Genomic DNA, 12590 nt, shown 5'->3' on the forward strand with positions numbered 1-12590 from the left:
AGCCTCGATCTATCGATCGTCGAGAGGATGACATGTTGACGTTCACTTCCCCGCGGACACCGTCCGCCCTCACGTCCCATGAACTGTCCGCACTGGGTTCCGTCATGCACGGTGGTGGCACCGTGGCGGAATTTCACGTATCACTGCTGACCCGTGTGCTGCGCGGCGCCCAAGCGTGGTACCTCACCCACCCTGACACCTCCCTCCTGTCTCGTCAGGAGAAGAACCGGCTGGCCCGCGGGCAGCATCGCGTCCGTCGGTTCGTGCCCGTGACACAGACCGCCGACCCCGGCGAGAAGATCCTGGCCATGAACGACTCACGCGAACTACTGGACGACTACGCGTTGCTGGCAGCCGCCACGGCCGCCGCGCAGGCGTACGGTCCGTTGAAATCGGGCGTTGCCATTCACCCGATGCGCCATGACATCAGGCCCGGCGCGCATCGCGTACCGCCGCAGTGGCATAGCGGATCCACGGTGGCCTGGGCTGCGTAAGGTGACTAAGCGGCGTCGTCGACCGGGAGCGCCCGGCGGAGCAACTAAAGTGGGGCGCAGCATGAAACTTATACGCCAGCGCGAGTCCCTAGGTGCCGAGCAGGACTACCGCCGTTCCCTGTCGATTCTCGACGCCGCTCGGTCGTCGAACACCGGGCCCATCCTGCGGATCTACCAACCCCGCCCCACTGTCGCGTTCGGTCGCCGCGACGAACTCAACCCGGGCTTCACCCGGGCACGAAGGTCCGCGCTCGACGCCGGGTTCGCTCCCTTGGTGCGCCGGGTCGGCGGGCGCGCGGCCGCTTATCACGGCGGGTGCCTGATCGTGGACCACATTGAACCCGATCCGGACCCCAAGACCGGCATCCAGGACCGCTACCGACTGTTCGGCGACATGATCGTGGCCGCCCTCGAACACCTGGACATCCCCGCCGATGTGGGCGAGATCCCCGGCGAATACTGCGCGGGGGAGTACAGCGTGCACGCGCCGCGCACCGCCCAGGACCCGAACCGGCCGGTGAAACTTGCGGGCACCGCCCAACGGGTCGTGGCCGGCGCCTGGTACTTCTCCAGTGTGATCGTGGTGGAACATTCCGACCCGATCCGCTCGGTCCTCACCGACGTCTATTCGGCCTTGGGCGTGGAATGGGACCCGGCAACCGCCGGCGCCGTGGATGATGTCCGCCCCGGAACCACGGTCTCCCAGGTCGAAGACGCATTGTTGCAGGTGTACACCATGTACTCCCGGTACATGGGCTACGGATCCATCCAGAACAGTTAGGGGCACCCCATGTGCGGCCGTTACGTCATTGCCAGGACCCCGGGTCAGCTCGCCTTGGAATTCGACGCAGAGGTCGATGAAACCCTCGCCGGGGACCACGTGCGTGCCAACTGGAACACGGCGCCCACCCAGACCGTGCCCATCCTGCTGGAACGCCTGGACGACCAGGGCGCCCTGCACCGTGAACTTCACGCGGCACGCTGGGGGCTGGTTCCGTCATGGGCCAAGGACATCGCTGTGGGCTCCAAAATGTTCAATGCCCGCTCGGAGACGGTCCAGGAAAAGCCCTCGTTCCGCGCTGCCATCAAGTCCCGCCGCTGCGCCATCCCCGCGGACGGATACTACGAGTGGCTGGCCCCGGCGGCTTCGACGGGTGGCGCCAAGGGCAAGGGTAAGAAGCAGCCGTACTTCGTGCACCCGCCGGAGGAGCACATGATCTGGTTCGCCGGCATCTACGAATGGTGGAAGGTCCCGGAGGAACAATTGGCCGGTGCCCGCGAGGGCCAGACCCGCTCGGGCAAAGAGGGCGAAAGCCAGTGGTTGCTGTCGTGTTCCATCCTGACCTGCGAGGCACCCGATTCCGACAACGAGAATGAGCACCTCGCGGCCCTGGGTCACTTGCACAACCGGTTGCCCATGGGCATGAGCAGCGACCTGGTGCCGGAATGGATCACACCGGACACGGAGCGCACGCACGATGTGGTGGCTCGGGCCATTTCGGAGGCCTACGATGTCGCCGGGCAGTGGCGCATGCACCCGGTCACCACCGACGTGGGGTCCGTGGCCGTGCAGGGACCCCATCTGGTGGAGCCGCTTAACACTTTGCTCTAATACCGCGTGCTGGGGTGCCGCCCCGGGAACCGGAGCGGCCGCAACCTACAGTGGACAGTGTCAGATACAGGCACAATCCGGTAGGAGACGTCATGGTGGAACTGGGCAAGAACATTTCGGAAGACAGCCGGTGGCTGATTGATTTCGTGCGCCGCGCGGGAGCCGGCGTGATCGCGAGCAACAGTGGAACCGGCTATCCCGAATCCGCCTACGTGCACGTGGCCGTCAACGACACCGGACGCATCATTCTGGGAACCAACGCCCTGTCCCGCAAGTTCACCAACATCACCTCCGACCCCCGGGTTTCCATGGTGATCGTCAATGACGGCGCCCAAGAGGTCCAGCTCGAGGGTGAGGCGGCCGTGTTGGACGACACCCAGGTGGCCGCGGCGGCAGAGGTTCTCTCCACCCAGCATCCTGGTGCCACAGAGACGAATGACCCCGAGAACCTGCGTCTGCTCGAGGTCACCGTCCGCTGGGCCAGCCACACGGACACGCGAGAAGTTCCGCCCGCGCAGCGTGAACTGGAGTTCTGACCCCTAGCTCAGAGATCGTCGTTGTCCGGAATCCAACGGTTGAAGTCCAGCGTCAAATACAGGGCCAGGGCCGCGGAGTTGTCCTCCGCGATCCGTAGGCAGACCTCTTCGTAGCCCTGGCCGTACAGCTTGGTCATGGCTTCGCGGACCAATTGTTCCGCGAGCCCGCGGCGGCGGTGGGACGACGCCGTGAACAGTTCGAACAAGTAGGGCACCGTGGGCAGGTCGTCGCCTTTGCGTTGTTCCAGCACGATCGCGGCGGCAATGACCTGGCCGTCGTCGTCCTCGACCACTGGCGAGGCATCCGGCAAGAACGGGCCGTACTCGCCGTCGAAAACGCCCTGGATGATCTTCCCGGCGTCCTCTTCGGACATGGCGGCGGGCGATGACGCGTAGGCCTGAAAATAAAGTTCCGACAGCGCCGGAATGTCCTCGGCAGTCACCTGTCGACTGGGCACCGGGTTAGTGCTGTTTGTCTCCGACGTTTGGGCGATCAGGGTGATGGTTCCACTCATCTTGGCCTCCATATGGGTCAAGGGCCGGTGCGGCCTGGCGTTCGTTCCACCAGAGTAACGGAGAACACGGAGGCGGCGATCACTCCTGCAATATCATCACTGAATTGTTGGCGAATCTTTATGGACGTCCCAGGGACTGAGGTCGATCGAGGGTACGTCCGCCGCGAGCACACTGCCGCCGTACTGCTCGGCTCGGTAGGCCAGGGACCACGTCCTGGCCAGTTGCACTGCGGCATCGAAGGTGCGGGCGCGGCCTTCCCTGGGGCAACCGGAATGGGGTTCGACAAAGGACACCAGCCATTTGAGGGTGCGCCAGCGATGAAAGGCGACCGCGCGAATATCGACCTGGGGCAGCTCGTCGGGCGGAAAATTGCGGGGGGAATGCGGTGGCATTGAATCGTGCAGCATGAGACCTTTGGGGGGGATTCGGGGGGAATCTCAAAGCAATCGATGCTGATACTACTGCGAAGTAGAGGCAATTTGAAATGAGTGGCCGGCACGTCAAGGTCCGGAATATGAGGGACTGCGATTGGTCGCCGCCGACTTTAATGCCTCCGGGGGTCGCGGGGACTACCGTTGAAGGCACATGTACGACGAGTCGGGTGGTCTCACCCGAGCGATCCCAGGAGAAGGAGACACGATGTCGACACCGGATTCCACGGCGTCCGGGCAGTCAGCCCCGGAACTCGAAACCGCCGAGATCTGTCAAGAACTGATTCGTTTCGACACCACCAATTACTCCAGGGGCAATGCCAAGGGCGAGCGAGCGGCCGGTGAGTACGTTGCGGGCCTGATCAGCGAGGTCGGGCTGGAACCGCAGTATTTCGAATCGGCTCCGGAGCGAGCCAATGTGTTCACCCGCATCGAGGGAACCGATTCTTCCGCGGACGCGCTCCTGGTGCACGGGCACCTGGACGTGGTTCCGGCGCTGGCCGATGAGTGGTCCGTTGATCCGTTCGCGGGTGAGGTCAAGGATGGCATGATCTGGGGCCGCGGCGCCGTGGACATGAAAGACATGGATGCCATGATGCTCTCGGTCATGCGCCACATGGCCCGCACCGGGGAACGGCCCAAGCGCGACATCGTGTTCGGTTTCTTCGCGGATGAAGAGGCCGGCATGAGCTACGGCTCCAAGTGGGTCACCCAGAACCATCCCGAACTTTTCGACGGTGTCACGGACGCCCTCAGCGAAGTGGGTGGCTACTCGGCCACTATCGGGGGTCAACGTGCTTATCTGCTGCAGACCGCGGAAAAGGGTCTGATGTGGCTCAACATGATGGCCAAGGGCGAGGCGGGTCACGGTTCCGGGCTGCACGAGAACAACGCCGTGACCCGGTTGTCCCGGGCCATGGCCAACATCGGTGAGTACACGTGGCCCATTGAGCTGACCAAGACCACCCGGGCCTTCCTGGACGAGGTGACCGAGCTGACCGGGGTGGAGTTCGACCCGGACAATCCCAAGCGGCTGCTCGACGAACTCGGGCACGTGGCGCGCTTTGTGGGTTCGACCCTGCAAACCACCGCCAACCCCACCATGTTGGACGCCGGGTACAAGACCAATGTGATTCCCGGGTCGGCCCAGGGCACCCTTGACGTGCGCTACCTTCCGGAGCAGCGCGAGATCGTGATGGAAAAATTGCGGGAACTCGCCGGGGAAGGCATCACCTTCGAGGCCGAGTTCGAGGACATCGGACTGGAAGTGCCTTTCTCCGGAAACGTGGTGGATGCCATGGTGGACTCACTCAAGGCCGAGGACCCGGAAGCCGTGGTGCTGCCCTACATGTTGGGCGGCGGGACGGACAACAAGTCCCTGTCACGTCTGGGGATCACCGGCTACGGTTTCGTACCGCTGCGGTTGCCGGAAGAATTGGATTTCACGGGCATGTTCCACGGTGTGGACGAACGAGTTCCGGTGGCATCGCTGGAATTCGGTTCTCGCGTTCTGCATCGTTTGTTGACCAACTATTAGGAGTTATTCGTGGGGGAGCGTCAAGAAAAGACCGAGGCCGTGCCGGGCCACGACCAGCGTGGTGGTCTCACGCGCCGAAAGGCGATTATCGCGGCCGCGGGGGTGGTGGCAGCGGCCACGGCGGCGGGCGTCGCCACACAGATCCCCCGGTGGGTCGAGGACGAACCCCCCGAACAGGACCTGTCGGCGGACCGGCTGTTCGACGCGAACATCGATGAGCGTGGACTGAGCGGCTACGCCAAACTGATCCCGGAGGACAACCGGGAGGGGCTGGGTTATCACTTGGTCCCGGACCCCGTGGGTGGTGGACGCCAGGTGGCACGATTCACCTCGCTGCCGGAACTGACGCTGGGCAACGAGTTCCCCCGTTCCATGGTGGAGACCGAGCCCATTATCAAGGCCGCGGCGCACGGTAACGACAATGACGTGTACTTCAACGGATTCTCGTTCTACGTGCTGGATGACGACTTCACCGATCAAACGTGGATCACGTTGTACACGGGTGGCTACGGGCCTCCGTCCAACGGCCCGTCACTGCTGGGGATCATGCTGGTCAAACACCCCGACGGCGGGCTGATGTTCCGCATGGGGGATGAGCCTCAGCTGCTGGGCACCGAGGCGCGGATACCCACCGGACAGTGGGTGGGCGTGATCCAGTCCTACAAGTACGCGTACGCCAGTAACGGTGGCTGGGTGGAAATGTGGCTCAACACGGGCGGTGCCTGGGAACAGCTCCGGATCAACGGCGAAACCCGGCCCAACCTGGACATCATGAGGCCCAATGTCACGGACGGTTGGTACAAGGATCCCAGCGTGCCCGCATCCTTCTCGCGCATCGGGGCGTACGGGAACAAGAGCTACGAGGCCTTCTTCGCAACCCATCGGATCGCCCGCACCTTTGACGCCGCTGACCCGCTGCGCTGAGAACAACGTCAAGGAGACACACGTGAGCACAATGCACGACGTACTTCCCGACCACATGCTCGAGACGTTCCGTGACCGCGCGGCCGGGTACGACGAACGCAACGAGTTCTTCGCCGAGGACTTCGCGGACCTGCGTGATGCGGGCTATCTCAGGTTGCTGGTGCCCGAGGAGTTCGGGGGCCTGGGGTTTTCCCTGCAGGACGCCGCCATGGCCCAGCGCCGCCTGGCCGCCGCGGCGCCGTCGACCGCCCTGGGGATCAACATGCACCACGTGATCGTGGGTGTTGCGCGCACGCTGTGGCAACGCGGGGACGCGCGCGCTCGCGGGATCTTCGAAGAAGTCGTGGCCGGTGAGGTGTTCGCCTTCGGTATTTCCGAGGCCGGCAACGACTCGGTGCTCTTCGACGCCACCTCGGCGGCCGAACCCGTCGAGGCCGGGCTGAGTTTGCAGGGCACCAAGATCTTCACGTCGCTTTCACCCGCGTGGACCAGGTTGCTCGTGCACGCCCGGCGCACCGATCGCGCATCCGACGCCCCGGACGCGTTGGTCTTCGGCGTGCTCGAACGCGGTGCGCGGGGGGTCGAGATCAAACAGGATTGGGACGCGCTGGGCATGCGTGCTTCCCAGTCGTGCACCACGGTGCTCGACGGCGCAGTGCTGGCACCCGAGCGCGTCCTCACCGAAATTCCCGTGGGGCCATCGCCGGACCCCGTGGTCTGGGGCATCTTTGGTTGCTTCGAGTTGCTGCTCGCGTCCGTGTACACGGGGATCGCGGACCGGGCGATCCAGGTGGCCGTGGAGATCAGCCGCACACGGATGTCACATGCGCGCGGGGCCAGTTACGCCTCCGACCCCGATATCCGTTGGCACATCGCGGAGGCCGGGATCCTGCGCGACGGCGTGGAACTTCAATTGCGTCAGGTGAGCTCCGACATGGATGCGGTGGGCACCGACCGGGAGGTCCAGCACGGGGGGCGCTGGTTCATCTTGTTCTCCGGGCTCAAGCACCGTGCCACGGAAACCGCGCGGCAGGTCGTGGATCTGGCCCTGCGCTCCACGGGCGGTTCGCAGTTCCGCCGGGGGAGTGAGCTGGAACGGCTCTACCGTGATGTGCTGGCCGGGATGTACCACCCCTCGGACAACGAATCGGTGCACGCCGCCACGGCCACGTCCCTGCTCGGTCCGATCCCCACGGACTGATCCGCGGCGGCTACCGGCGGCCGTGACGACCGCGGGTGACCGCGCGGTGGCGGCACCGCAGCGGGCCGGGCGGCGTCGTCGTGGGCGAGGCCCCGGATCGGTTAGAGCGTGCGCGTCACCCGAGTGATCCGACGCCGCATCACGTAGCGGCGGGCACCGCCGTACAGCACCACGGAACGCATGAGCTCCCACTTGCCGTACTCTGCGTGCTCCCGCACCCTGGCGCGCGCATCCGCGACGTGTTCGCGGGGGGCCACGGTGAGCCTGAGGTACTCGTACCTGTCATCCCTGCTGGCCACCGGGTGAGTGGGAGCGGAGCCGATCTTGGACAAACGTTGTTCTTTCATTGCTCCCATTCTGCCTCGATAACGACTAACGTCTACCCCATGAGCAATGATCCTCGCGCCGCCCTGCAAACTTTGGTCAACGCGTTCGAAGAACACTTGGCCGCCGCCGCAAATCGACGTTCGGACAACGACCCCGCCGTGGACGGGGCCTACCTCTCGATCGCTGACGCCTTCGACGCGTATGAAGAGGCCCTGTACGAGGCCTATGACGAGGTGACCCCCCTCACCGTGTTCGCCGAGGACGAGAGCGACTCGGACGACAACGATGACGATGATGATGATGACGATGATTACGACGAGGACTTGCTCGAGGACAACGAGATGATGGACGAAGACCTCGTTGACGAAGACGACTACGACGAGGACGAGAACTCCTCGGATTCCTCGCGCCGCTAGACCGAACGGGGCACTGAGTGCCCACCGTGCCAGCGGCAAAGGGCCCACGTGTGATGGAACACGTGGGCCCTTTCTTCACCCGTTTTACGGACCCGGGTGCCGTACAGTTGTCGCGTGAACTGGATCGAAGCAATCATTCTGGGAATTGTCCAGGGCCTGACTGAATTCCTGCCCGTATCCTCATCCGCACATCTGCGCATCATGGGTGAGTTCCTGCCCAACAGCGCGGATCCCGGTGCCGCCTTCACGGCCATCACCCAATTGGGCACCGAGACGGCGGTGGTGATTTTCTTCTGGCGGGACATCGTGCGGATCATCAAGCACTGGTCGTTGTCGCTGGTCGGTAAGGTCTCCCGCAAGGACCCGGACGCCCGCATGGGGTGGTTCATCATCCTGGGCTCCCTGCCGATTGCGATCCTGGGTCTGCTGCTCGAGGACTACATCGACAGCCAGTTCCGTTCACTGTGGATCACCGCGTCCATGCTGGTGATCTTCGGTTTGTTCCTGGCCATTGCGGATCACGTGGGTAAACAGGAACGCGTCCTGCAGGACCTGACCGTCAAACACGCTATCGGCTACGGCCTGGCGCAGGCGCTCGCCTTGATTCCGGGTGTCTCCCGATCGGGTGGCACCATCACGGCCGGTCTGCTCATGGGTTACACCCGCGCGGCCGCCGCTCGCTACGCCTTCCTGCTGGCTATTCCCGCCGTGTTCGCCTCCGGGCTGTACAAGCTGTACAAGGCCATGACGGGGCAAGAACCGGAGGGCGTGTACTCCATGGGCCAGACACTGGTCGCCGCGGTGATCGCATTCGTGGTCGGGTACGTCATCATCGGCTGGTTCATGCGTTACATTTCCGAACGCAGCTACAACCTGTTCGTCTGGTACCGGATCCTGCTGGGTGCCGGCATCTTCGTGCTGCTCGGCGCCGGCATGATCAGCGCCTGATTCCCGAGCCGCTGGACCCCGGGGAATAGGGTGCCGGGGGCACCCGTTGACAACTTGAGTGACCCATGTCCGTGAACAAAAGGTGAGTATGAAGTCCTGGTCCGCACGTCCCGTTCCCGAATTGCCCGGAACAGCCCCCACGCCGTCGGTGTACGACTCGCGTCAGCAGCGCAAGGTTCAGCTCCCGGCCGAGCACGAGGCGGGTCTGTACGTCTGCGGTATCACGCCCTACGACGCCACCCACATGGGCCACGCCGCCACCTACGTGGCCTTCGACCTGTTGATCCGCGCCTGGAACGACGCCGCTCAGCACGTCACGTACGTTCAGAACGTCACCGACGTGGACGACCCGCTGCTCGAGCGCGCCGAGGCCACGGGCGTGGACTGGCGTGAGCTTGCCGAAGAGCAGACCGAGTTGTTCCGCACGGACATGAGTGCGCTGAACGTGATTCCGCCGGCCCGCTACGTGGGGGCCACGGAATCCATCGAATGGATTGTGCCCGCGGTGGAGGGCCTCATTGACCGGGGTCTGGCCTACCGCGTTCCCGGTGGCGTGGACGAGGACGGCACCGAGCAACGCGACGGGGACGTCTACTTCGACGTCAACGCCGCCGGGCAGCTGAAGGAAACCGATCCCGATGCGTGGGTGGTCGGTGACGTGTGCGGCCTGAGCCGCGAGGAGATGCTCCCGTTGTTCGCCGAGCGCGGCGGAGACCCCGAACGCGACGGCAAGCATGACGTGCTCGATCCCTTGCTGTGGCGCGTCAACCGCCCGGGAGAGCCCGAGTGGGACGGCGCATCCTTGGGTGCCGGTCGTCCCGGTTGGCACATCGAGTGTTCCCTGATTTCCCTCAAGTACCTGCCCACTCCGTTCACGGTCCAGGGCGGCGGTTCCGACCTGGCGTTCCCGCATCACGAGATGGGTGCGGGCCACTCGTATGCCCTCTCGGGCCAGCCCATGGCCGAGCATTTCGTGCACACGTCCATGGTGGGCCTGGACGGCGAGAAGATGTCCAAGTCCAAGGGCAACCTGGTGCTGGTCTCCAAGCTGCGCGAACGCGGTGTGGACCCCTCCGCCATCCGGTTGGCCATCCTGGCGAACCACTACCGCATCGATTGGTTCTGGACCGACGATCTTCTGACCCAGGCCGAGCGTCGTCTGGCCACGTGGCGTGCGGCCGCGGCCAAGCCGGAGACCGCCGGTGCCGAGGCGCTCCTCGAGGCCGTGCGCGCGGGCCTGGCCGATGACCTCAACGCACCCGCCGCAGTGATTGCCGTGGATGCGTGGGCGGCTCGGAACCTGGCCGGCGCCGCAGCGCGCGGTGCCGGCGCGTCCTCGGAGGACCGTCAGCTGGCCATTGACCTCATCGAGTCCCGGCTGGGAGTCGTACTGTAACCACGCGGGGCAGGGGCGCTACCCGCGGTCGTCGCGGCGTCGTAGATACCGTTCGAACTCACGGGCAATGGCGTCCCCGGTGGCCTCGGGCAGGTCCACGGTGTCCTTGGCCTCTTCCAGTTGCCGAACGTACGCCGCGACCTCCGGATCCTCTTCGGCGAGCTCGTTGACGCCGCGTTCCCAGGCCTCCGAGTCCTCCACGATCGGATCCACCGGCAGCGATATGCCCAGCAGTTCCTCCAACTGCCGCACCAGGGCGAGTTCCGCCTTGGGCGAGGGCGACTGGGCCACGTAGTGCGGGACCGCAGCCCACATGCTGATCGTGGGGAAACCCGCGAGCGCGGCCATGTGCGAGAGGACACCCACGATGCCCGTGGGGCCTTCGTACTGGGGTGCTTCGATGTTGAGTTCCTCGCGCAGCTCCTCGGTGTCCGAGGTCAGGGTCACCGGAATCGGTCGCGTGTGGGGCACGTCGGCCAATAACGCGCCGATCATGATGACGAAGTCCACGTCCAGTGTGGTGGCCTGTTCGAGCAATTCCGCGGTGAAGGTGCGCCACTTGTAGGACGGTTCCCAGCCGTGCAGCAGTACCAGGTCCAGGTTGGTGCCGGGAACCGAGGCCTTGGACAGTTTGGTGGTGGGCCACTGCAGCTTGGGCTCTCCGCTCGGCCCCCGACGGACCACGGGCCGGGAGTACTGGTAATCGTAGAAATCATCCGGTGAGACCTCGAAGACCTCGCGCGCACCGTAGTGCTCACTCATGAGTTTGAGGGCGTCGGTTGCGGCATCGCCGGCGTCGTTCCAGCCTTCGAAGGCGGCAATCAACACGGTCACTTTGTCCGTGTCGGCGCCGTCGCGAACCACCCCGAAGGGGCCGACCCGGGGGTGCGAATTCTTCTCGTCAAACGTGCTCACCGTTCCACTGTACGGCGCGGGCGGACGCAGTACCACGAGTCCCGATTCAGCCGTTTCCCCGGGGACCCGCTTAACATGGGCGCATGCACTGTGAACCCGCGCCGAACCCCGCCCGCCCGACCGCCCGAGAGTTGGCATGAGCGCCACCACCGCGGCCCCGCGCGGGCTCCGGTTGGCACGCATCGGCGGCGTGGACGTCCACCTGGACCGGTCGTGGTTCGTGATCGCCGTCCTGACGGTGGCGCTCTACGGGCCCGTCCTGTGGCGGCTCTATCCCGAGCTGGGTTGGCTCAACCTGGTTGTGGCCTTCGGGTTCGCCCTGGGGCTGGCCTTCAGCGTGCTCGTCCACGAGCTGGCGCACGCACTCGTGGGCAGGGCCGCGGGCTGGCCGGTGGGCCGCATCGTCCTGACCCTGATGGGTGGCCACACGACCTTCGGCGCCGTCCGTGCCTCACCGGGATCCACGGCGGTGGTGTCCTTGGTGGGACCGATCGCCAATATCATCCTGGCGGGCATCGGTACCGCGCTCATGCTCCTGGCCCCCGCGCAGAACGCCGGCCCCGGGTGGGCGTTGCTGCAGCTACTGGTGCTGGCCAATTGGATCCTGGGATTGTTCAATGTGCTGCCCGGCCTACCGTTGGACGGCGGTCGCGTGGTCGAGGCCCTCATCTGGCGCCTCACCGGTTCGGAGAGCAAAGGAACCACCGTGGCGGCCTGGTGCGGTCGCGGACTGGCCGTCCTGATCCTCGTGTGGGTTCTGTTCCAGGGCCTCTGGCGCTCGCCGATCACGCTGCTCATCATGTTCATGATTGCCGCCTTCATTTTCACGGGGGCAACGCAAGCGCTCAAACAAGCGCGGGTGCTGGGACGGGTTCGCCCCCTGCGCGCCTCCACCATCGCGCGTCCCGCGCTCGAATTCTCCCCGGACACCGCGCTTTCTCTCGTGGACGCCTCCGTTCTCGCGCTCACGAGCCAGGGATACAGCGGCTGGACCCCCGACGTCGTGGCGCGCGACGCCGCCTCGGGTCGGGTGGGCGTGCTCAGCCCACAGCGAGCGGCCACCGTGTCGGACGATGTGCGCGCCAGTACGCCCGTGGGCGACGTCATGGAATGGTCACCCGCGACGGCCACGGCGCCGGCCGACGAGCGAGGCGACGACCTCCTGCGGCACCTGGAAATCAATGGCTTCCCCTGGGTGCTCGTGCTCGACCCGGACCGGGCCGTGGTCGGTGTGGTGCATCACCGGGACATCGCCCGCCACATCACCGGCCGATGAGGCCTCCCACGGGCCACGGTGAGACAATGACCCGTAGCTGAGCCCGGCGGGGCCGCGTGCC

Annotated in this window: 15 protein-coding genes; 11 read left to right on the forward strand and 4 right to left on the reverse strand. The window is 65.2% G+C overall.

The features are described from left to right. Positions 1–32: 32 nt before the first annotated feature. The 4 genes from Q4E95_RS03310 to Q4E95_RS03325 all read left to right on the forward strand — a co-directional run bounded on the left by Q4E95_RS03310 (position 33) and on the right by Q4E95_RS03325 (position 2642). Entirely contained in the window at positions 33–494 is a 462-nt protein-coding gene (locus Q4E95_RS03310) for a hypothetical protein (protein WP_303381949.1), read from the forward strand. Positions 495–555: 61 nt separating this feature from the next. After that, positions 556–1275 carry a lipoate--protein ligase family protein gene (locus tag Q4E95_RS03315; RefSeq protein WP_303381950.1) on the forward strand — a complete coding sequence of 240 codons (720 nt, stop codon included), beginning with the start codon at positions 556–558 and terminating at the stop codon, positions 1273–1275. A 9-nt stretch (positions 1276–1284) separates the two neighbouring features. Beyond that, positions 1285–2106 (forward strand): SOS response-associated peptidase, encoded by an 822-nt coding sequence (locus tag Q4E95_RS03320; protein ID WP_303381951.1) that lies wholly within the window; start codon positions 1285–1287, stop codon positions 2104–2106. A gap of 92 nt (positions 2107–2198) precedes the next feature. After that, positions 2199–2642: a pyridoxamine 5'-phosphate oxidase family protein gene (locus tag Q4E95_RS03325; protein WP_303381952.1), complete on the forward strand. Its 444-nt coding sequence runs from the start codon at positions 2199–2201 to the stop codon at positions 2640–2642. An 8-nt stretch (positions 2643–2650) separates the two neighbouring features. On the opposite strand, the gene Q4E95_RS03330 is transcribed toward Q4E95_RS03325, so the two are convergent. Both Q4E95_RS03330 and Q4E95_RS03335 read right to left on the reverse strand, forming a co-directional pair. Continuing rightward, positions 2651–3157 (reverse strand): GNAT family N-acetyltransferase, encoded by a 507-nt coding sequence (locus tag Q4E95_RS03330; protein ID WP_303381953.1) that lies wholly within the window; start codon positions 3155–3157, stop codon positions 2651–2653. Between the two features lie 96 nt (positions 3158–3253). Beyond that, positions 3254–3565 (reverse strand): hypothetical protein, encoded by a 312-nt coding sequence (locus tag Q4E95_RS03335; protein ID WP_303381954.1) that lies wholly within the window; start codon positions 3563–3565, stop codon positions 3254–3256. A 232-nt stretch (positions 3566–3797) separates the two neighbouring features. On the opposite strand from Q4E95_RS03335, the gene Q4E95_RS03340 reads away from it, so the two are divergent. The 3 genes from Q4E95_RS03340 to Q4E95_RS03350 are packed head-to-tail and all read left to right on the forward strand — an operon-like array spanning position 3798 to position 7251. Then, complete coding sequence (locus Q4E95_RS03340; protein ID WP_303381955.1) at positions 3798–5126, forward strand: M20/M25/M40 family metallo-hydrolase; 1329 nt, start codon at positions 3798–3800, stop codon at positions 5124–5126. 9 nt (positions 5127–5135) lie between these two features. Continuing rightward, complete coding sequence (locus tag Q4E95_RS03345) at positions 5136–6050, forward strand: hypothetical protein (RefSeq protein ID WP_303381956.1); 915 nt, start codon at positions 5136–5138, stop codon at positions 6048–6050. 31 nt (positions 6051–6081) lie between these two features. Further along, entirely contained in the window at positions 6082–7251 is a 1170-nt protein-coding gene (locus Q4E95_RS03350; RefSeq protein ID WP_303381975.1) for an acyl-CoA dehydrogenase family protein, read from the forward strand. A gap of 101 nt (positions 7252–7352) precedes the next feature. Here the strand turns inward: Q4E95_RS03350 and Q4E95_RS03355 are convergent, their stop codons facing one another. After that, on the reverse strand, positions 7353–7598 hold the full coding sequence (locus Q4E95_RS03355; RefSeq protein WP_303381957.1) for a DUF5703 family protein: 246 nt from the start codon (positions 7596–7598) through the stop codon (positions 7353–7355). Between the two features lie 39 nt (positions 7599–7637). Between Q4E95_RS03355 and Q4E95_RS03360 the strand changes: the two genes are divergently transcribed. From Q4E95_RS03360 to mshC, 3 genes are all read left to right on the forward strand, one after another. After that, positions 7638–7994 (forward strand): primosomal protein, encoded by a 357-nt coding sequence (locus Q4E95_RS03360; protein WP_303381958.1) that lies wholly within the window; start codon positions 7638–7640, stop codon positions 7992–7994. A gap of 114 nt (positions 7995–8108) precedes the next feature. Then, positions 8109–8942, forward strand: a complete 834-nt coding sequence (locus Q4E95_RS03365; protein ID WP_303381959.1) for an undecaprenyl-diphosphate phosphatase — start codon at positions 8109–8111, stop codon at positions 8940–8942. 88 nt (positions 8943–9030) lie between these two features. After that, a complete protein-coding gene (gene mshC, locus Q4E95_RS03370) occupies positions 9031–10338 on the forward strand; it encodes a cysteine--1-D-myo-inosityl 2-amino-2-deoxy-alpha-D-glucopyranoside ligase (RefSeq protein WP_303381960.1) in 1308 nt (435 codons plus the stop codon). An 18-nt stretch (positions 10339–10356) separates the two neighbouring features. Here mshC and Q4E95_RS03375 read toward each other — a convergent pair whose 3' ends face one another. Beyond that, positions 10357–11253, reverse strand: coding sequence for a PAC2 family protein (locus Q4E95_RS03375; protein WP_303381961.1), 897 nt, complete (start codon positions 11251–11253; stop codon positions 10357–10359). A gap of 136 nt (positions 11254–11389) precedes the next feature. On the opposite strand from Q4E95_RS03375, the gene Q4E95_RS03380 reads away from it, so the two are divergent. Then, positions 11390–12529 carry a site-2 protease family protein gene (locus Q4E95_RS03380; protein WP_303381962.1) on the forward strand — a complete coding sequence of 380 codons (1140 nt, stop codon included), beginning with the start codon at positions 11390–11392 and terminating at the stop codon, positions 12527–12529. Positions 12530–12590 lie beyond the last annotated feature (61 nt).

Origin of the sequence: Kocuria sp. (assembly GCF_030536815.1) — a bacterium.
Taxonomy (GTDB): Bacteria; Actinomycetota; Actinomycetes; order Actinomycetales; family Micrococcaceae; genus Kocuria; species Kocuria gwangalliensis.